Origin of the sequence: Streptomyces sp. V4I2 (genome assembly GCF_030817655.1) — a bacterium.
Taxonomy (GTDB): Bacteria; Actinomycetota; Actinomycetes; order Streptomycetales; family Streptomycetaceae; genus Streptomyces; species Streptomyces plumbiresistens.
Map to the genome: position 1 here is coordinate 1,846,535 of NZ_JAUSZM010000003.1, position 18,692 is coordinate 1,865,226.

Annotated in this window: 19 protein-coding genes, 1 pseudogene and 1 riboswitch; of the genes and pseudogenes, 7 read left to right on the forward strand and 13 right to left on the reverse strand. The window is 72.1% G+C overall.

Annotated elements, in window-relative coordinates; genetic code table 11:
• Window positions 1-219: 219 nt before the first annotated feature.
• The 6 genes from QFZ76_RS09385 to QFZ76_RS09410 form a co-directional block, all read right to left on the reverse strand.
• On the reverse strand, window positions 220-846 hold the full coding sequence (locus tag QFZ76_RS09385; protein ID WP_307673293.1) for a YigZ family protein: 627 nt from the start codon (window positions 844-846) through the stop codon (window positions 220-222).
• A gap of 96 nt (window positions 847-942) precedes the next feature.
• Complete coding sequence (locus QFZ76_RS09390) at window positions 943-1,485, reverse strand: histidine phosphatase family protein (protein ID WP_307673294.1); 543 nt, start codon at window positions 1,483-1,485, stop codon at window positions 943-945.
• Window positions 1,482-2,204, reverse strand: coding sequence for a hypothetical protein (locus QFZ76_RS09395; protein ID WP_307673295.1), 723 nt, complete (start codon window positions 2,202-2,204; stop codon window positions 1,482-1,484). The genes QFZ76_RS09390 and QFZ76_RS09395 overlap by 4 nt, the downstream gene beginning before the upstream one ends.
• 55 nt (window positions 2,205-2,259) lie before the next feature.
• Window positions 2,260-3,057 carry an ABC transporter ATP-binding protein gene (locus QFZ76_RS09400; RefSeq protein WP_307679968.1) on the reverse strand — a complete coding sequence of 266 codons (798 nt, stop codon included), beginning with the start codon at window positions 3,055-3,057 and terminating at the stop codon, window positions 2,260-2,262.
• Between the two features lie 38 nt (window positions 3,058-3,095).
• A complete protein-coding gene (locus tag QFZ76_RS09405) occupies window positions 3,096-4,109 on the reverse strand; it encodes an iron ABC transporter permease (RefSeq protein WP_307673296.1) in 1,014 nt (337 codons plus the stop codon).
• The gene (locus QFZ76_RS09410; protein WP_307673297.1) at window positions 4,106-5,122 is read right to left on the reverse strand and encodes an ABC transporter substrate-binding protein; all 1,017 of its coding nucleotides are present in this window, start codon (window positions 5,120-5,122) and stop codon (window positions 4,106-4,108) included. Before QFZ76_RS09410 ends, QFZ76_RS09405 begins: the two co-directional genes overlap by 4 nt.
• A 68-nt stretch (window positions 5,123-5,190) precedes the next feature.
• A riboswitch (cobalamin riboswitch) is annotated at window positions 5,191-5,381 on the reverse strand.
• 75 nt (window positions 5,382-5,456) lie between these two features.
• Between QFZ76_RS09410 and QFZ76_RS09415 the strand changes: the two genes are divergently transcribed.
• The 3 genes and pseudogenes from QFZ76_RS09415 (at window position 5,457) to QFZ76_RS09425 (ending at window position 8,948) form a co-directional block, all read left to right on the forward strand.
• Window positions 5,457-5,864 (forward strand): CoA-binding protein, encoded by a 408-nt coding sequence (locus QFZ76_RS09415; RefSeq protein WP_307673298.1) that lies wholly within the window; start codon window positions 5,457-5,459, stop codon window positions 5,862-5,864.
• 176 nt (window positions 5,865-6,040) lie between these two features.
• Window positions 6,041-7,682 (forward strand): annotated as a pseudogene (locus tag QFZ76_RS09420) (APC family permease).
• A gap of 48 nt (window positions 7,683-7,730) precedes the next feature.
• On the forward strand, window positions 7,731-8,948 hold the full coding sequence (locus tag QFZ76_RS09425) for a 4-hydroxybenzoate 3-monooxygenase (protein WP_307673299.1): 1,218 nt from the start codon (window positions 7,731-7,733) through the stop codon (window positions 8,946-8,948).
• A 19-nt stretch (window positions 8,949-8,967) separates the two neighbouring features.
• Here the strand turns inward: QFZ76_RS09425 and QFZ76_RS09430 are convergent, their stop codons facing one another.
• Complete coding sequence (locus QFZ76_RS09430) at window positions 8,968-9,327, reverse strand: metalloregulator ArsR/SmtB family transcription factor (RefSeq protein ID WP_307673300.1); 360 nt, start codon at window positions 9,325-9,327, stop codon at window positions 8,968-8,970.
• Between the two features lie 61 nt (window positions 9,328-9,388).
• Here QFZ76_RS09430 and QFZ76_RS09435 point away from each other — a divergent pair, with 61 nt between their 5' ends.
• The gene (locus QFZ76_RS09435) at window positions 9,389-10,480 is read left to right on the forward strand and encodes a cation diffusion facilitator family transporter (protein ID WP_307673301.1); all 1,092 of its coding nucleotides are present in this window, start codon (window positions 9,389-9,391) and stop codon (window positions 10,478-10,480) included.
• 3 nt (window positions 10,481-10,483) lie between these two features.
• On the opposite strand, the gene QFZ76_RS09440 is transcribed toward QFZ76_RS09435, so the two are convergent.
• Both QFZ76_RS09440 and QFZ76_RS09445 read right to left on the reverse strand, forming a co-directional pair.
• Window positions 10,484-11,041, reverse strand: coding sequence for a YbaK/EbsC family protein (locus QFZ76_RS09440; protein ID WP_307673302.1), 558 nt, complete (start codon window positions 11,039-11,041; stop codon window positions 10,484-10,486).
• A 32-nt stretch (window positions 11,042-11,073) separates the two neighbouring features.
• Entirely contained in the window at window positions 11,074-11,646 is a 573-nt protein-coding gene (locus QFZ76_RS09445; protein WP_307673303.1) for a helix-turn-helix domain-containing protein, read from the reverse strand.
• Between the two features lie 114 nt (window positions 11,647-11,760).
• On the opposite strand from QFZ76_RS09445, the gene QFZ76_RS09450 reads away from it, so the two are divergent.
• Complete coding sequence (locus QFZ76_RS09450) at window positions 11,761-12,618, forward strand: DMT family transporter (RefSeq protein ID WP_307673304.1); 858 nt, start codon at window positions 11,761-11,763, stop codon at window positions 12,616-12,618.
• Window positions 12,619-12,625: 7 nt separating this feature from the next.
• Here the strand turns inward: QFZ76_RS09450 and QFZ76_RS09455 are convergent, their stop codons facing one another.
• Window positions 12,626-13,381 carry an acyltransferase gene (locus QFZ76_RS09455; protein WP_307673305.1) on the reverse strand — a complete coding sequence of 252 codons (756 nt, stop codon included), beginning with the start codon at window positions 13,379-13,381 and terminating at the stop codon, window positions 12,626-12,628.
• Window positions 13,382-13,500: 119 nt separating this feature from the next.
• Between QFZ76_RS09455 and QFZ76_RS09460 the strand changes: the two genes are divergently transcribed.
• Window positions 13,501-14,031, forward strand: a complete 531-nt coding sequence (locus QFZ76_RS09460; RefSeq protein ID WP_307673306.1) for a gamma carbonic anhydrase family protein — start codon at window positions 13,501-13,503, stop codon at window positions 14,029-14,031.
• Between the two features lie 43 nt (window positions 14,032-14,074).
• Here the strand turns inward: QFZ76_RS09460 and QFZ76_RS09465 are convergent, their stop codons facing one another.
• Complete coding sequence (locus tag QFZ76_RS09465; RefSeq protein WP_307679969.1) at window positions 14,075-14,746, reverse strand: DedA family protein; 672 nt, start codon at window positions 14,744-14,746, stop codon at window positions 14,075-14,077.
• A 255-nt stretch (window positions 14,747-15,001) separates the two neighbouring features.
• Here QFZ76_RS09465 and QFZ76_RS09470 point away from each other — a divergent pair, with 255 nt between their 5' ends.
• The gene (locus tag QFZ76_RS09470) at window positions 15,002-16,231 is read left to right on the forward strand and encodes a PP2C family protein-serine/threonine phosphatase (RefSeq protein ID WP_307673307.1); all 1,230 of its coding nucleotides are present in this window, start codon (window positions 15,002-15,004) and stop codon (window positions 16,229-16,231) included.
• An 11-nt stretch (window positions 16,232-16,242) separates the two neighbouring features.
• On the opposite strand, the gene QFZ76_RS09475 is transcribed toward QFZ76_RS09470, so the two are convergent.
• Both QFZ76_RS09475 and QFZ76_RS09480 read right to left on the reverse strand, forming a co-directional pair.
• On the reverse strand, window positions 16,243-16,467 hold the full coding sequence (locus QFZ76_RS09475; RefSeq protein WP_307673308.1) for a hypothetical protein: 225 nt from the start codon (window positions 16,465-16,467) through the stop codon (window positions 16,243-16,245).
• A 98-nt stretch (window positions 16,468-16,565) separates the two neighbouring features.
• On the reverse strand, window positions 16,566-18,302 hold the full coding sequence (locus tag QFZ76_RS09480) for an RICIN domain-containing protein (protein ID WP_307673309.1): 1,737 nt from the start codon (window positions 18,300-18,302) through the stop codon (window positions 16,566-16,568).
• Window positions 18,303-18,692 lie beyond the last annotated feature (390 nt).

Sequence of the window (18,692 nt, forward strand, 5' to 3'; positions counted from 1 at the left end):
CCGCCGGCCCACGGAGGTCAGCATGATCAGGGCCATCGGGAGCGAGCTGTCCTCTCCGAAGAGGCCGACCAGCGGCGCGGCGAGGGCGCCGAAGAAGAACTGGAGTCCGCCGAGGAGGTGCCCGCCAGCATCTCGCCCACGGACACGACCAGCAGGACCTGACCCAGTGCGCCCAGCGCGGGGACTCCCCTCCTGAGCCTCACGCGTCCCCTCCTTGGCTCACGCGTCCCCGTACGCCTCCCCGCCCAGGTCGAACCCGGCCGTCCCCGCGGTGGCGTCCGCGAGCCAGGCCCGGAAGGCCTCGACGTCGGTGTCCGGCAGGCCGATCTCGATCGTGACCGCTTCGCCGTAGCGCACGTCGCGGACCTCGCGGCCAGTCGCGCGCAGGTCGTTCTGGATCCTGCCGGCGCGCTGGTGGTCGAGTGTCACCGTGGCCAGCCGGAAGCGGCGGCGGGTGATCGTGCCGACGGCGTCCAGGGCCTCGCCGACCGCTCCGCCGTACGCCCGGATCAGGCCGCCCGCGCCGAGCTTGACGCCGCCGTAGTAGCGGGTGACGACGGCGACGACGTACCGCATGTCGCGGCGCAGCAGCATCTGGAGCATGGGGACGCCGGCGGTGCCGCCGGGTTCGCCGTCGTCGCTCGCCTTCTGGATCGCGGCGTCGGCGCCGATGACGTACGCGAAGCAGTTGTGCGTGGCGTCCGCGTGCTCCTTGCGGATGCCCGCGACGAAGGCCTGGGCCTCCTGCTCGGTGGCCGCCGGGGCGAGGGCGCACAGGAAGCGGGAGCGGTTGACCTCGGTCTCGTGCACGCCCGCGCGGGCGACGGTGCGGTACTCGTCCGGCATCCGGCCACCCTATGCGCAGGGATCCGCCTCCCGGTCTTGGGCCGTCTCGCGGTCACTTCCCGCCGCGTGCCACGCCCCTGTCCCGGTCACTTCTTCTCACTTCTTCTTGCCGCGCGCCACGATCACGTCCGTGAGCAGGGCCGTGTCCGGGACGAGGTCCTGCCAGTCGGTGCCGCGCCAGGCGAGGACGGCGATCGCCGAGGTCGGGAACTTCAGCCGGACCTCGTCCAGCGCGTGGTCGAGGCTGTCCCCGGCGAGGGCGAGGACCAGTTCCTCCAGGCCGGGGTTGTGCCCGACGAGCAGCAGTGTGTCGACCTCGGCGGGCACCTCGTGCACGACGGCCAGCAGCTCGGGTACGTCGGCCGCGTACACCCGCGCGTCGTGCCGCACCGGCGGCGGGGTGCCCCACTGCGCGGCGGCCAGCTCCCAGGTCTGCCGGGCGCGTACGGCGGTGGAGCACACGGCGAGGTCCGGCAGCAGGTCGGCGTCGGCGAGGGCCCGGCCCGCGGCCGGGGCGTCCCGGCGGCCGCGCGGGGCGAGGGGGCGTTCGTGGTCGGGGACGCCGTCCGGCCAGGCGGACTTGGCGTGCCGCAGGACGACCAGATGCCGCAGCGGACCGGCTCCCGCCCGCGCGATCACGGCGTCGATCCCACGTCACGGGTGAGTTCGACACCGAGCAGCCGGTCGGCGTAGGCGTACGTCTCGAAGCGGGCGCCCTCCGGCAGGGCCGAGGTCTCGACCGACCAGAGGACCCGCAGCACCGCGCACACGTCCAGGTCGTCCTCCCAGGCGGTACGGAGCTCCACGCGCACCTCCTCGGGGATCGCCCGCGAAGGCCTGCGCGCCCAGTCGGCGACCGCGCGGCGCCACCGTGCGAGGGTCTCGGCGGCCTCGCCCAAAGCATCCGCGTCGAGCCGCACGGGCTCGTTCCGGCGCTTGGAGAGCAGCGCCAGGCGTACGACGGCGGGGTCGGCGCCCTCCGGGATCGCGGCGGGCGCCTGCTCCACGGGGGCGACGGTGATACGGACGCCGTCGGGGGCGGGCCCGCCGTCCGCCACCACGTGGATGACCTGGGCCTCCCCCAGCCCCGCCGAGACGTCCAGGCTGTCCTCGAACGGCCGGATGCCGAGAGTCGCCGCGGCCGCCCGCAGTTCCGCCTGCTGCCGCTCCCCGGTCAGCAGTGCCCAGACGGGCGTGCCGCCGAGTTCGAGGGCCCGGAACAGGACGTCGGCGACGAGCAGCACACGCAGGGCGGTCGTGTCGTAGCCCTCCGTATGGACATGGACACGGGTCAGCCCCCGGCGGGCGGGAGCGGCTTCGGCGGGCTCGCCGGTACGGGCGTCGATGATGCGGAGCACGGGGTGAGCGTAGGCGTGCAGCGAGGACCGCGCCACCGTCGACCCGAACAGGCGTTCAGGCCAGCGTGCCCAGAAACCGCACATGGGGCCGCTCCCCCGGCCCCTCCCGGGTCACCGCGGCCCGTACCCCGTACACCTCGGCGATGAGCCGCTCGGTCAGGACGTCACCCGGCGTGCCGCCCGCCACGACCCGGCCCGTGTGCAGGACGAGCACCTGGTCGCAGTACATCGCCGCGAGGTTGAGGTCGTGCAGGGCGACGACGGTGGTGACCGGGAGGGCGGTGACCAGGGTCAGGAGGTCGAGCTGGTGGTGGATGTCGAGGTGGTTGGTGGGTTCGTCGAGGAGGAGTTCGCGGGGTTCCTGGGCGAGCGCGCGGGCGATCTGCACCCGCTGGCGTTCACCACCGGACAGGGTGTGCCAGGGCTGGTCGGCGCGGTCGGTGAGCCCGGCGCGTTCCAGGGCGGCGCGTACGGCCCGCTCGTCGTGCGCGGAGGCGGGCGTCCAGGCGCGGCGGTGCGGGACGCGTCCGAGCCGTACGACGTCCAGGACCGTCAACTCGGTCTGGGTGTCCGCCTGTTGTTCGACCACGGCGAGACGCCGGGCGACCTCGCGGCGGGGCAGTGCGGGCAGTGCGGTGCCGTCGAGCGTGACGACACCGGTGCTCGGCGCGAGCAGGCCGGCCAGCAGCCGCAGCAGCGTGGACTTTCCGGAGCCGTTGGGGCCGAGGAGGCCGACGGTCGAGCCCTGCTCGGGGGCGAGGGTGACGCCGTCGAGGATGAGCCGGCCGTCGGCGCGGCGGCTCACGCGGTCGGCGTGGAGGCCGGTGGCTGTGGGGTGGAGGCCCGTGGTTATGGCGGCGGGCGCCTCGGACCCGGTGGGCGAGGTCTCCTTCACCGCACCCTCCGCGTCCGGTACAGCACCGCCACAAAGGCGGGCACTCCGATCAGGGACGTCACGACACCCACCGGCACCTCCTGCGGGTCGAGGACCGTGCGGGCCAGCGTGTCGACCCACACCAGGAAGACCGCCCCGGCCAGCGCGGTGACCGGCAGCAGCCGGGCGTGGCCCGGCCCGACCAGGGCGCGGGCGGCGTGCGGCAGCACCAGGCCGACGAAGCCGATGGCCCCGGCCGAGCTGACCAGCGCGGCCGTGAGCAGCGCCGTGACACACAGCAGCACCAGACGGGTACGGGCCACCGACACCCCGAGCGCGGCCGCCGCGTCCTGCCCGAAGGCGAAGGCGTCGAGGGTGCGGGCGTACGAGAGGCACACCACCAGCGCCACGGCCAGGACGGCGAGGCATATCCATACGTCGGTCCAGCCCGCGCCGCCGAGCGAGCCGAGGAGCCAGAAGAGGACGCCCCGGGTGGTCTCCGCGTCGGCGGCCGTCATCACGACGAACGAGGTCAGCGCGGAGAAGAGCTGCATGGCGGCGACGCCCGCGAGGACCACCAGGTCGGTGCTCCCGCCGAGCGTGTGGCTGAGGAACAGCACGAGCGCGAACGACACCAGAGCACCGAGGAACGCGCCCGCCGGGACGGACAGCGCGCCCCCGCCGACGCCCAGCACGACCACCAGCACGGCCCCCGTCGACGCACCCGAGGACACTCCGAGGACGAACGGGTCGGCGAGCGGGTTGCGCAGCAGCGACTGCATCACCGCGCCGCACACGGCGAGTCCGGCGCCGCACACGGCCGCGAGGAGCGTGCGCGGCAGCCGGAGCTGCCACACGATGCCGTCCCGGATGGGCGTCAACTCCGAGGAGCCGAGGCCGAGATGGGCCGCGACGACCGACCACACGTCGGCGACCCGGAGGTCGGCCGGGCCGATGGTGATGGCGACGGCGAGGGAGCCGCACAGCAGCACCGTCCCGGTCGCACCGAGCAGGACCGCCCGGGCGGTCACTTCACGAGCCCGAACTCGCGCAGGCCGGCCGCGACCCGCTCCACGCCCTCGATCGTGCGGATGGTCGGGTTCATGGCCTGCCCGCTGAGCAGGACGTACCGCTGGTGCCGGACGGCGGTCATGTTCCTGGTGACCGGGTCGGACTCCAGGAAGGCGATCTTCTTCTCGGCCGACTCGGCGGTCTGCGACCTGCGGGTCAGGTCGCCGATGACGAGGACGTCGGGGTCGCGGTCGGCGACCGTCTCCCAGTTGATCTGCGGCCATTCGTCGTGCGTGTCGTCGAAGACGTTCTTGGCGCCCAGGGAGCGCGTGATGACGCCGGGAGCGCCGCAGCAGCCCGCCAGGTAGGGCGACTCGGAGTTGGCGAACCAGTACAGGAGGGTCACGTCGGAGGCGTGGATGCCGGCAGTGGCCTTCGCCATCCGCGCCTTGAGCTCGCCGACGAGCTTGTCGCCCCGTTCCTTCACCCCGAAGACGGCTGCCAGGTCACGTATTTCGCCGTAGACGGCCTCGGCGGTCAGGGGATCGGGCCGTGCGCCGTCCCCGTCGCCGGAGTTGTCCTTGCCGGCACAGTCGGACGGGGAGACGTACGTGGGCACGCCGAGCTTCTCGAACTGCTCCCGCGAGGCCACTCCCCCCTTGCCCAGCGTGGAGACGAAGGAGGCGGCGACGAAGTCCGGTTCGGCGTCCAGGACCCGTTCGAAGGATGGGTTGTTGTCGGCGATACGCGCCACCTTCGCGTTCTCCTTCTCCAGCCCCTTCATCACGGGGTCGGTCCAGGTCGCCGTGCCCGCCATACGGTCGGCGAGCCCGAGGGAGAGCATGATCTCGGTGGTGCCCTGGTTCAGGGAGACGGCCCGTTCGGGCGGGGCCTCGACGCGTACCGTACGGCCGCAGTTGTCGAGGCTGACGGCAGCCGTCGTGGCGGAGGTGCCGGCGTCGCCGCAGCCGGCCAGGAGCAGGGAGCCGGCCGCAAACAGGGCGGAGGGACGGGCAAGACGTGCTGTCTGCACGGAAGTTGGTCCTCGATCGTCGAGGGCTCGAACGCGGAGCCCGGTCGTACGGTGCTCCCCCGCCGTACGTCACCACGGGGGCCGCCAGCAGGTCTTCGGACTCGGGATCATCCGGTCGGGGCGCCTTCCCAGACGACACTCGAGTCGTCCAGTGGCCGAGGCCCCGCCCGTCACCCTCACCGCTGCGCGTCAGCTCCGGATTCGCACCGGATTCCCTGACCCACGTCTCATGGGTTCGACTGGCCTCGGCAAGCTATCACGGTGGGGAATCGCCGATCGCGGTGCGCTGTTGTGCGAGAGGTCAGGGCATACGCGACCCCCAAGGAGACCCACGGTGTACGGCGACGAGGCAACGGTCCGCAAGATCCTCACCGGGCTCGGCGACACCTGGGCCGTGGTCGGCCTGTCGTCGAACCGGCAGCGCGCCGCGTACGGCGTGGCCGAGGTGCTCCAGCGTTACGGCAAGCGGGTCGTGCCCGTGCATCCCAAGGCGGAGACGGTGCACGGGGAGCAGGGGTACACCTCGCTCGCGGAGATCCCCTTCGACGTGGACGTCGTCGACGTGTTCGTGAACAGTGACCTCGCCGGGGCCGTCGCCGACGAGGCGGTGGCGAAGGGCGCGCAGGCGGTCTGGTTCCAGCTCGGGGTCGTCGACGAGGCGGCCTACGACCGCACTCGGGCCGCGGGGCTGGAGATGGTGATGGACCGCTGCCCGGCGATCGAGATTCCCCGCCTGGGCTGACGGATCCAGTTGTCATACAGGTTTCCGTTGCGTCGGTAATTCCTGAAACGCTGTCCAGGAAATCCCCGTACGCCAGTCAAAATTCGACAACCGCCTTCAGCGGAACAGCGTCTGATTCCTAATCTGAGGCCTCTTGCATAGTGAATGCATCTCCTTTATGAGAGGCCCCCTAAGAAATGGTAAGCGTTGACCAAGCCGCCCCGGAGGACACCAGAGGCCCGGGCGGCGGCCTGCGGCGGGACGTCGGGCTGATCGGGCTCATGTGGGCGTCGGTCGGTTCCATCATCGGATCCGGCTGGCTCTACGGAGCGGAAAAGGCGGTTACCGCGGCGGGTCCCGCGGCGGTCATTTCCTGGGTGATCGGCGCGGTGGCCATCGTCCTGCTGGCGCTCGTGCACGCAGAACTCGGCGGCATGTTCCCGGTCGCGGGCGGCACCGCACGATATCCGCACTACGCGTTCGGCGGCCTGGCCGGCATGTCCTTCGGCTGGTTCTCCTGGCTGCAGGCGGCGACCGTGGCACCGATCGAGGTCGAGGCCATGATCGGCTATGCGGGGCACTGGTCCTGGGCCCGGGGTCTCGAACACAGCGACCAGACGCTGACGGCCTCCGGCCTCGTCACCGCCGTCTTCCTGATGGCCGTCTTCGTCGCGGTCAACTTCTTCGGCGTCCGCGCCCTGGCACACACCAACAGCGCGGCCACCTGGTGGAAGATCGCCGTGCCGCTGGGCGCCATCTTCGTCATCGCCGCGGGCAACTTCCACCCGGGCAACTTCACCTCGGAGGGCTTCGCCCCGTTGGGCGCCAAGGGCGTGCTGAGCGCGATCAGCGGCAGCGGCATCATCTTCGCCCTGCTGGGCTTCGAGCAGGCGATCCAGCTGGCGGGCGAGAGCCGCGACCCGAAGCGGGACCTGCCGCGGGCCACCCTCGGCTCGGTCGCGATCGGTGCCGTCATCTACGTCCTGCTGCAGATCGTCTTCATCGGCGCGCTGCCGCACAGCTCCTTCGCACACGGCTGGGCCGAGCTCGACTTCCCCGGCATCAGCGGCCCGTGGGCGGGACTCGCGACCCTGGTGGGCCTGGGCTGGCTGGGTGTGGTGCTGTACGTCGACGCGGTGATCTCGCCCGGCGGCACCGGCCTGATCTACACCACCGCGACCTCCCGCGTCTCCTACGGCCTGGCCAGGAACGGGTACGCGCCGAAGGTCTTCGCCCGCACCGACAGGCGGGGCGTGCCCTGGTTCGGCCTGATCGTCTCCTTCGTGACCGGCGTGGTCTGCTTCCTGCCCTTCCCGAGCTGGCAGGAGCTGGTCGGCTTCATCACCTCGGCGAGCGTCCTGATGTACGCGGGCGCCCCGCTGGCGTACGGCGTCTTCGCCGACCGGCTGCCGCACCACGAGCGCCCGTACCGGCTGCCCGCCGGCAAGGTGCTCTCACCGCTGTCGTTCGTGGTGGCCAACCTCATCATCTACTGGGCCGGCTGGGACACCCTGTGGCGGCTGGGCATCGCGATCGTCCTCGGCTACGTACTCCTGGGCGGCTACGCCTGGTTCGCCACCGCGACGGGCCGTCCCGACGCGCCCCGGATGGACTTCAGGGCCCGCCCAGTGGCTGCCGGTCTACCTGCTGGGCATGGGCGTCATCTCCGCGGAGGGCGGCTTCGGCGGACAGGGCAACATAGGCCTGTGGTGGGACATCCTGGTCATCGCGGTCTTCTCCCTGGTCGTCTACTACTGGGCGCGGGCCTCCGCCTCCCGGGCCGAGGAGATCGAGCGGAGCATCGACGAGGTGGTCGTCACGGAGGCACCCGCACACTGAGCCGCACGACCGCTCCCCGCCCGCGCCGAGCACGCACATAATGTTCGGGTGACCTCCACTCCCCACCCCAACTCCGGTGCCCCGCAGCGCTTTCCGGTCGTCGTCGTGGGCGCCGGGCCCGCCGGGCTCACCATCGGCAACATCCTGCGGGCCGCCGGCGTCGACTGCCTCGTCGTCGAGACGGAGACACGCGAGTTCATCGAGCAGCGGCCCCGGGCGGGCGTCATCGAGGAGTGGGCCGTGCGCGGCCTCCAGCAGCGCGGTCTCGCGGACACCCTGCTGGAGCGGGCTCAGCTGCACACCGAGTGCGAGTTCCGCTTCGGCCAGGAGCGCTTCCGCTTCTCCTACATCGAGCTGACGGGTACTCACCACTTCGTCTATCCCCAGCCGTTGCTGGTGACGGACCTGGTGCGCGAGTACGCGGACGTGCGGGGCGGGGCGGCCCGGTTCGGCGTCCGGGACGTCCAGTTGCACGACCTCGACACGGCCAACCCCTCGGTGTCCTACCTCGCGGCCGAGACGGGCGAGCGGGAGGTCGTCGAGTGCGACTTCGTCGCGGGCTGCGACGGGGCCCGCGGGGTGACCCGTACCGTCCTGCCCGAGCACGCGCACATCTCCCGGCACGACTACGGCATCGGCTGGCTGGCCCTGCTCGCCGAGGCGCCGCCGTCCAACGACTGTGTCGTGTTCGGCATCCACCCCGACGGCTTCGCCGGCCACATGGCCCGCAGTCCCGAGGTGACCCGCTACTACCTGGAGTGCCCGCCCGGCGACGACCCGGAGAACTGGTCGCACGAACGCGTCTGGTCACAGCTCCGGGAGCGCCTCGCGGCGACGGACGCCGGCCCCCTCATCGAGGGGCGGCTGATCGAGAAGCGCGTCCTGGACATGCACAGCTCGGTCGTCGAACCCATGGTGTTCGGCCGCCTCTTCCTCGCCGGGGACGCCGCCCACCTGACCGCGCCCATCGCCGCGAAGGGCATGAACCTGGCCCTCCACGACGCCTTCCTCCTCGGTGACGCCCTCGTCGGCTATCTGACCAAGAGCGACGAGACCGGTCTGGACGGCTATTCGGAGGCGTGTCTGCGGCGGGTGTGGGACTACCAGGAGTTCTCGCAGTGGCTCTCCGAGGTGTACCACGGCACCTCGTCGGGCGACGCGTATCGCGCGGGCACCACCTTCGCCCGGCTCCGCCGCCTGTTCACCTCGCCCGCCGCCGCGGCGGCCTTCGCCGAGCAGTACCTGGGTACCGCCACCGCCTACTGAACCGGACCCGCCGCGTCCGTCAGTCGTGCAGCGGCCGGTCGCTGAGCCGGTGGTCCGCCACGTTCAGCGCCTCGTCCACCAGCCGGCGCAGATGGCCGTCGCGCAGCGAGTAGATCACCCGGCGGCCCTCCTTGCGCGTGTTCACCAGCCCGGCCAGCCGCAGCCGCGCCAGATGCTGGCTGACGGCCGGCCGCGCCGCCCCGCACGCCTCCGTGAGCGTGGTGACATCGGCCTCCCCCGCGGTCAGCGCGTGCAGCAGGGTGAGCCGGGTGCGGTCGCCGAGCAGGGCGAGCAGCTCGGCCGCGAGCGCGAACTGTTCCTCGCCCGGGGTGCGCGGGTGCGCATCGGTCGCAGGTGATAGGTGCATGCGTGCGCTCATACGCACATAATGGCCTCGTGGGCGCCGCGCGTCCACTCCCGGCGCACGGAAGGGGATCCACGTGAGCGACCGGCACGACCACGAGCACGAGCACGGACATCGTCATGACCACGGACATGGGCACGGACACGGGCACGACCACCGGCCCACCCGTTCCGGTCTCCGCGACCGTCTGCCCCACCGCCTCGCCCACCTCCTCACCCCCCACTCCCACGAGACCGCCGACAAGCTCGACTCCGCCCTGGAGTCCTCGGCCCGCGGCATGCGGGCCCTGTGGATCTCGCTGGCGGTACTGGGCGCGACCGCTCTGGCGCAGGCGTTCGTGGTGGCCGTCTCCGGGTCGGTCGCGCTGCTCGGCGACACGGTGCACAACACCGCGGACGCGCTGACGGCCGTACCGCTGGGGATCGCGTTCGTGCTGGGGCGGCGCGCGGCCACCCGGCGGTTCACGTACGGCTACGGCCGGGCGGAGGACCTCGCGGGCATCGTGATCGTGCTGACGATCGCCGCGTCCGCGGCCTTCGCGGGGTGGGCGGCGATCGACCGGCTGTTCGATCCGCGCCCTGTCCACCATGTGCCGGCGGTCGCGGTGGCCGCGCTGGTCGGTTTCGCGGGGAACGAGTGGGTGGCCCGTTACCGGATCCGGGTGGGCCGTGACATCGGCTCGGCCGCGCTGGTCGCCGACGGACTGCACGCACGTACGGACGGATTCACGTCACTGGCCGTGCTGTTGGGTGCGGGCGGCTCGGCTCTCGGCTGGGAACTGGCCGACCCGATCGTGGGCTTGGCCATCACCGCCGCCATCATGCTGGTGCTGCGGGACGCGGCGCGCGAGGTGTTCCGGCGGGTGATGGACGCCGTCGACCCGGCCCTCGTGGACCGGGCCGAGCAAGCGCTGCGGGAGGTCGAAGGAGTGCGCGCGGTGGGCGAGTTGCGGCTGCGCTGGATCGGGCACCGGCTGCGCGCCGAGGTGGCGGTCGTGGTGGACGGCGAGGCGACGGTACGCCAGGCGCACGGCATCGCCGTGAACGCCGAACACGCCCTGCTGCACGCCGTCCCGCGCCTCACCGCGGCCCTGGTGCACGCCGACCCGGCACCGGTCCCGGGCGAGGCGGATCCGCACCACGCCCTCGCCCACCATGCGGCGGCCTGAGCGTCAGGAGACCCCCAGCCCCTCCAGCACCACCGCACCCGGCAGCTCCGCGAACGCCTTCCCCGGCACCAGCAGCTTGCCGCGCCGTCGTCCGCTGCCGACCAGGACGTACGACAGGTCGACAACGGCGGAGTCCACCAGCACGGGCCAGTCCTCGGGCAGTCCGATCGGCGTGATGCCGCCGTACTCCATGCCGCTCTCCCCCGTCGCCATGTCCATCGAGGCGAACGAGGCTTTGCGAGCGCCGAGTTGGCGGCGGACGACGCCGTTGACGTCGACCCGGGTGGTGGAGAGCACGACACACGCGGCCAGGGTGCTCTCGCCGCCGCGCTTGCCCGCGACGACCACACAGTTCGCGGACTGCTCGAGCAGCTCGCGGCCGTAGTGCTCCACGAAGACGGCGGTGTCGGCCCACCGCGGGTCGGTGTCGACGTAGACGATCTGCTCGGCGGGGACGCTGCCGCTCCAGTGGCGTACGGCGTCGGCGACCGGGCGGGTCAGCTCGTCGAGGCAGTCCGGGGCGGGCGTGGCGTGGTCGAAGTGTCCGATGGGTGCGTCCATGACCGCACGCTAACAAAGCCGCCCGGTCCGCCTCAGTGCACGGGCGGGACGGAGACGGCCATCAGCATCCCCATCGGAACGTCGCCCTGGTTGCCGTACGTGTGCGGGGTGTTGGCCTCGAAGGATGCGGTCGCGCCCGCCGGGACGCGGTACTCCACGCCGTCCACGGTGAGCGTCAGTTCGCCCTCGGTGACGTGGACCAGCTCGGCGGTGCCGGTGGGATGCGGGTCGGAGGAGCTGTTCTCGCCCGGCATCAGCCGCCACTCCCACAGCTCCAGCGGGCCGGGGGCCTCCGTTCCGGCGAGGAGGAGGTTGTAGCTGCCGCCGTCGGTGTGCCACAGCCGCACGGCCTGGTCGGCGGGGACGACCCGGACCTTGGGCCCCTGCTCGTAGTCGAGCAGGGTGGTGATGCTGATCCCGAGCGCGTCGCCGATCTTGACGACCGTGCCGAGGCTGGGATTGGTGCGGGCCTGCTCGATCTGGATGAGCATGCCGCGGCTGACTCCGGCCCGGGCGGCGAGCACGTCCAGGGTGAAGCCGCGCACCGCGCGCCAGTGCTTGACGTTGCGCGCCAGGGACTGGGTCAGCAGGTCGAGGTCCGACACATTCCGTCCAAGCTTCTCAAGACTCGCGTCCAATATTCTGGATGACAGAGTTCACTTCACTGCACTACGTTGTGGTGCACCCGATCGTTCACCGAACTGTACTGCGAGGCCGCCGTGACAGCACTCTTCGCCCTGGCCACCAGCCTGCTGTGGGGGCTGGCCGACTTCGGCGGCGGACTGCTGACCCGACGCACCCCGGCACTGACGGTCGTGGTCGTGTCGCAGACGATCGCCGCGGTCGTGCTCGGTGTGGTCGTGGTGGCCACCGGCGGCTGGACCGAAACCGGTCCGCGCCTGTGGTTCGCGGTGGCGGCCGGGGTGGTGGGGCCCGTCGCCCTGCTCTGCTTCTACAAGGCGCTCGCGCAGGGCCCGATGGGCGTCGTCTCCCCGCTCGCCACCCTGAGCGTGGCCGTCCCCGTCGGTGTGGGGCTCTTCCTGGGCGAGCGTCCGGGTGTCGTGCAGGTCGCGGGCATCGCGGTCGCCGTGGCCGGGGTCGTCCTCGCGGGCGGGCCGCAGCTGCGGGGCGCGCCGGTGCAGCGTCGGACCATCCTCCTGACCCTCGTCGCCGCCCTCGGCTTCGGCACGGTGTTCGCGCTGATCGCTCAGGCGTCGACGACGGTCACCGGCCTGTTCCTCGCCCTGTTCGTGCAGCGCGTGACCAACGTGGCCGTCGGCGGCGCCGCGCTGTACGTCTCCGTGCGGCGGGGCGGCGAGGCCCTCCCGGCGGGCGGCTTCCCCTGGGCCTCGCTGCCGGCGCTCGGCTTCGTCGGCCTGGCGGACGTCGCGGCGAACGGCACCTACTCGGTCGCCGCCCAGCACGGCCCGGTCACCGTCGCCGCCGTCCTCGCCTCGCTCTACCCGGTGGTGACCGCCCTGGCCGCGCGCGGCTTCCTCAGCGAACGACTGCGAGCGGTCCAGGCGGCGGGCGCGGGCCTGGCGCTGGTGGGCACCCTGCTGCTGGCGACCGGCTGAGTCCTCGTCAGTCCAGCTCGGCGAGCTTCGCCGCCGTCTCCTCGTCCAGGCCCGCCAACCGGCGCAACTGCTCCGGGGTGACCCCCTCGGGAATCGGCACCGGCGCCGGCGTCCTGAGCGGCGGCTGCCAGCCGTCGTCGGGAGTCCAGCGCCGTACGACCCGGGCGGGCGCCCCCGCCACCACCGCGTGGTCGGGCACCACACCCCGGACGACGGCCCCGGCGGCGACCACCACGTTCCGCCCGATCCGCGCGCCGGGCAGGATCACCGCCCCCGTCCCGATCCAGCACCCCGGGCCGATCGTCACCGGCTCCATCCGGGGCCACTGCTTGCCGATCGGCTCGTGCGGGTCGTCGTACGAGTGGTTCGTGGACGTGACGTAGACGTACGGGCCGAAATAGCAGTCGCTGCCGATGGTGACCGTCGTGTCGGCGATGACATGGCTGCCGCGGCCGAGGACGACTCCGTCACCGATGCGCAGGATCGGATCCGGGCCGAGGTCGAGGTCGGGCATCAACCCGGCGGTCAGGGTGACCTGTTCGCCGACGATGCAGTGCGCCCCGAGGTGGATCCAGGGTTCCCCGAAGACCGTGCCGAGCGGGAAGGCCAGCCGGGTGCCGGTGCCGAGCGCGCCGAAGCGGAACCGTCCCGGGTGGGCGGCGGTGACGGAGCCGGTGCGCTGCACGCAGGCCCAGCCCGCGTGCACGGCCCGCTGCGCCAGGCCGCGCGACCATGATGAGAACGTGTTCTTGCGCTTCGGCACCCGCTCACCGTACTCAGCGTGACGTGAACCCATGAGTTCGAGGGCCTGTGATCTTCGCCCCACCCGGTGGCATACGGTGCCGGTGTTGTCGACGACGAGGAGAGGGCGAGGAGACGGCGATGGTGCAGAGAGCGTTGATCACGGGAATCGGCGGCAAGGAACCGAACATCCACGAGGAGGCGTTCGTGGCGCCCACGTCCTCGGTGATCGGCGACGTGACGCTGGAGGCGGGCGCGAGCATCTGGTACGGCGCGGTGGTCCGGGGCGATGTCGAGCGGATCTCCGTCGGGGCCCAGTCCAACATCCAGGACAACTGCACGCTGCACGCCGACCCCGGCTTCCCCGTCACGATCGGCAAGCGGGTCTCCGTCGGCCACAACGCCGTTGTGCACGGGGCCACGGTCGGGGACGACTGCCTGGTCGGCATGGGTGCGACCGTGCTGAACGGCGCGGTGATCGGCGCGGGGTCGCTGGTCGCCGCGCAGGCGTTGGTGCCGCAGGGCATGCAGGTGTCGCCCGGCTCACTCGTCGCCGGTGTCCCCGCGAAGGTCAGGCGGGAGCTGACGGAGGAGGAGCGTCAGGGGGTGACCCTGAACGGCACCATGTACGCGGAGTTGGCGAAGGCGCACAGCGAAGTGCACCAGGCCTGAGGCACCGAGGGACCGAAGGACCGATTGCGCTGAGGACCGCTTCTCAGTCGGCGGCCGGGACGGCTTCCGGCTCGGGTTCGGCCGCCTGCTTCTGAGCCGTCGTGTTGTCCGCCGTCGCGTTCTTGGCCTTGCGCTTGATGACCAGCATCGACGTGAGCCCGACGAGCACGGCCGCCACCAGCCCCAGCCACGAGAACCGCTTCAGCCACGACTCGGCGACGATCCCGACGTAGTAGATGACGGCCGTCGTGCCGCCCGCCCACAGGATCCCGCCGAGCACGTTGGCGATCAGGAACTTCCAGTACGGCATCCGCAGCACACCCGCGAGCGGACCGGCGAAGATCCGCAGCAGGGCGACGAAGCGGCCGAAGAAGACGGCCCACATGCCCCACTTCTGGAAGGACCGCTCGGCCGTGGCGATGTGCCCCTCGCTGAAGTGCCTGGGGAACTTCTTGCCGAGCCAGGCCAGCATCGGCCGCCCGCCCTTGCGGCCGATGGCGTAGCCGATGGAGTCGCCGACGATCGCGCCGACCGTGGCACACACTCCGAGAATCACCGGGTCGATGCCCGCGTGCTGCGAGGACAGCAGTGCGGCCGACACCAGGATGATCTCGCCGGGCAGCGGGATGCCCAGGCTCTCCAGACCGATGACGATTCCCACGAGGGCGTAGACGGCGGCCGCGGGCACCGTGTCGAGCCAGTCCTGGACGTGCAACGCCGGTTCCTCCGATTCGCGTCCCTGCATTCCCGGCGCGCGCCTGCGGACAGGCGCACGCCGGGAAGCCTACCGGGTCACCCGGATGCCTCTGCGCCCCACGGGTCGCACTGGTGTTCCCGGCGCACGGTGCCGCCCACGTCGGTCTCGTTGTGCGGTCGCCGTGCCCCAGAGAGAGCAGTGTCCGGGCCCTGGGGCGTGTTGGCTCCTATCGTGGAACGTCACAGTGACGCTCGGCGCCGAGGCAGGCAACACATGAGGGATCCGCAGATCGACTATGCGGCGGTCTTCCGGGCCCTGCCCGGCATGGTGGCACTGCTCACCCCCGACCTGGTGTACGCCGACGCCAACGACGACTTCCTGCGGCTGGCCGGGCGCACCCGCGAGCAGCTGCTGGGCCGCTACATCTTCGACGTCTTCCCGGAGAACCCCAACGATCCGGCCGCGGCCGGCATGCGGGAGACCCGGGAGTCGATGCTGCGGGTGGTGGCCACGGGCGAGCGCGACACCATGGCTCTGCTGCGGTACGACATCCAGGATTCCGAGCGGCCCGGCCACTGGCAGGAACACTATTGGAGCCCCGTCAACGCACCCGTGCGCGACTCCGAAGGGCGGGTGGTGCTCGTCGTGCACCGGGTGGAGGAGGTCACCGAACTCATCCGCGCCCGCGGCGGCCCGGACGGCGACCGAGAGGCCCGGGTGCTGGAGGCCGAGCTCTACACCCGGTCCCGTGAACTGCAGGAGGTCAACGAACGCCTGCGCAAGGCGCACGCCCACGAACGCGAGGTCGCCCTGGCCCTGCAGGCCGCGATGCTGCCCGCCCCCGGACCGACCGGGTCGCACGGGGCCGCCGTGCGCTACCAGCCCGCCATCGGCGCCCTGAACGTGTGCGGCGACTGGTACGACCTGGTCGAACTGCCCGGCCAGGGCCTGGCGGTCGCCGTCGGGGACGTCGTAGGCCACGGTCTCGCCGCCGCCTGCGTCATGGGACAGCTGCGCAGCGCCCTGAGCGCGGCCTGCCGGGTCGCCGCCGGACCGGCCCAGGCCCTGGAGGCCCTCGGGCTGTACGCCCGTTCCGTCGACGGCGCCGAGTCGACCACCGTCGTGACGACCTTCATCGACTGGCACAGCCACGCCATCACATACAGCTGCGCCGGCCACCCGCCACCCGCCCTGCTCCATCCCGACGGCACCGTCACCTTCCTCGACCAGGCCACGGACCCCCCGCTCGCCGCCCGGCCCGAACATGTCCCCCGTCCCCAGGCGCGCATCCTCTTCACCGAGGGCACCACCCTCGTCCTCTACACGGACGGCCTGATCGAACGCCGTAGCGAGGGCATCGACACCGGCCTGGCTCGCCTCGCCGATTCCCTCACCCGCCACCGGCGCTCCGCGCCCGAGGCTCTGGCCGACGCCCTCCTCGCGGACCTCCTGCCCCCCACCGGCACCACTGACGACACGGCGCTGATCGTCATCCGGCTCTGACTCCACGTGCGCTATCGGTGCTCGTTGCGCGGATGCCGGCGCGCCGTCCGTTCGTTGCCGCGCCGGTAGTTGCCCGTCCAGCGGGCCATCGCCAGCTGCGGATCACCGTCCGCCGCCTCCCGGACGAACTGTGCCGCCCGGCTCCCGCGCAGCACCGTCGCGACGCGGCCGTGGTGCAGGATCACCACGGAGCCGTCGCCCCGCTCCTCGTATGCGAATCCCTGTGCTGCCGCCACCCGGCGCCCCCTCCACGTAGGGGACCAGGGTGCCGACCGGACGGTCCTTGCGCGAGCGGTTTTCCGCCGCTCGGGTGGGGATCGCGGCTGCGCACCGACTAGCCGAGGACCGTGCCGAGGTTCGTGGTGACGGTCTCGGCGACCGACCCCGCCGAGTCCAGCACGGCCCCCGGAAGGGTCTGAACCTCCTCGACGGGCACCACCTGCTCGGGGTCGCTGCCGGTGGTGTCGGCGCCGACCTGGGCCATGCGCTTCTCGAACTCCGGCGGCGGCATCACCGGGTCACCCTGTGGAGCCTCGGGATCCGTGCGCGGCGGATCGGCGTCGGGCGACGGCGAGGTGGCCGGCGGTGCATCGGGGGTCCCGGGACCGCCGTCCCGCGTCCCGCCCCGGGGTTCCGCGCCGCCCGTGGAGCCGCTCGCCGGTTCCAGCACCCACCGCTGCTTCGCCGACCCGTCCCGCTCGGCGACGACCGCGGTGTTCCCGGGGCCGGGCGCGACGAGGAGGCCGCCGCCCCTGCGCAGCAGCAGTTCGCCGCGGACGGTGAGGTCGTAGCGGACCTCACCGGCGTGCACCACACAGTCGGCCAGGACGACCGAGCCCTCGTCGGCGTCGGCGTCGAGGCAGCGGGTGGCATCGACGGCGCTGCGCAGCAGGCCGTCGCCCTGGTACGACCACTGCTGGGACGCGGCCGCCGAGCAGGCCGTCAGCAGGCTCCCGGCGCCGTCCTCGGAGCCGCCGCCGCGCGCGTCGAGGCACAGATCGGCGGCGAGGTTGCGGAGTCTGCCGTGTGCGACCTCGGCGCGGCTCCCCACGGAGGCGGCGGACGGCGCCTCGCCCACGGCGCCCGGGGAGACGGAGTGGCCGCTGGGCGCACCCCAGGTGGCGCGGGGTCCGGGGACACCGCCCTCGTCGGACCAGCCCTTGGCGACGAGCACGGAGGCGAGCAGGGCGAGGGACGCCAGACCGGCACCCACGAGCACCGCCTTGGTGTGCCTGCGTGGCGCGGCGAAGGCGCCGGCCGGTGCGGGGCGGTGCCGGCCGCCGGGCCTCGGCCGTACGGCGAGCCGCGCGCCGGACGCGGCCTGGGTGTTCCCCCGGCCGGGCCGCGAGTCGAGGTAGCGGTGGGCGCCCCAGCCGAGGACGGTCTCGGCGAGCAGCTCCTCCAGTCCGCCCTCGAAATGGCTGAGCTGCTCGGCCGCGTGCCGGCAGTACCGGCACCCGGCCAGATGCTGTTGCACATCGGGCAACAGGCCTCCGCCCCGGCGAATGGGAACATCGAGGAGACGGTTGTAGAAACGGCATTCCGTGGTCGGCGCGAGTTCCCGGTGGGCCCGTACGCAGCCCGCCCGGAATTGCTCCCGCGCCTGCTCCAGACCGGCCCTGGCCCGGGCCGGGTCCACCCCCAGCAGTCCGGCCGGTACGGATATGGGCTCGGCCTCGACCTCGGTGTGCCACAGCAGGCATTGGGAGGCTCCCGGAAGAGCCTGGAATGCGCGCTCGGCGAGCTGTCGCCTTTCCGGGGTTGCCGACCTCGCGGCGCGCAGTCCGCGCCCGCCGGTCGGTTTGCGGACTTCCGGCAGTACGGCGGAAATTCCGTCGTCCGCGGCCCACTCCTTCACGGTTTCCCGTACCGCCCTGAGGAGTTGGGGCCGTACGGCACCGCCGCCCGCGCGTCCCAGCACCCGGTGGATGGCGGCGGCCGCCGCCATCGACGCCGAACCCGCCGACGACACCAGGCAGATGCCCGCGTAGTCGTAGGCCGCCCGCCAGTGCCGGGCCATCAGCAGCGCGACGGCGTGGGCGTCCGTTCCGGCCGCTTCGAGCCGGGCCATGAGATCACGGTCGGATTCACCGCCGTTCGATCCGGGCCGGGGCGGGTACGGGGGGCGTGGGGGGTACGGGGATTGCACTGGACCAATTCCTTCCAAGCCGCAGAACGGCATGCGAAATGCGCGTCCGCAGGAAAGCAGGGGCCTGATTGGTGCGTACCTATGCCGCGCACAGGGCCGCTCACTTTCGCACAAACGACTCACAGGAAACAAGAAGTTCGAGTGACCAGAGTTCAAAATGCAGTAACTTCAGAAAAGTTACCGACGGTATCCGCACCCGCATTCGAAAAAACACCGGAGCCGGTCCCTCAAGTTGTGTGCACCGGCGGCCGGTTGGCACACGAAATCTTCAAGCTCCCGTCACGGCCCCGTACGCCGGCATGAGCCGAATGA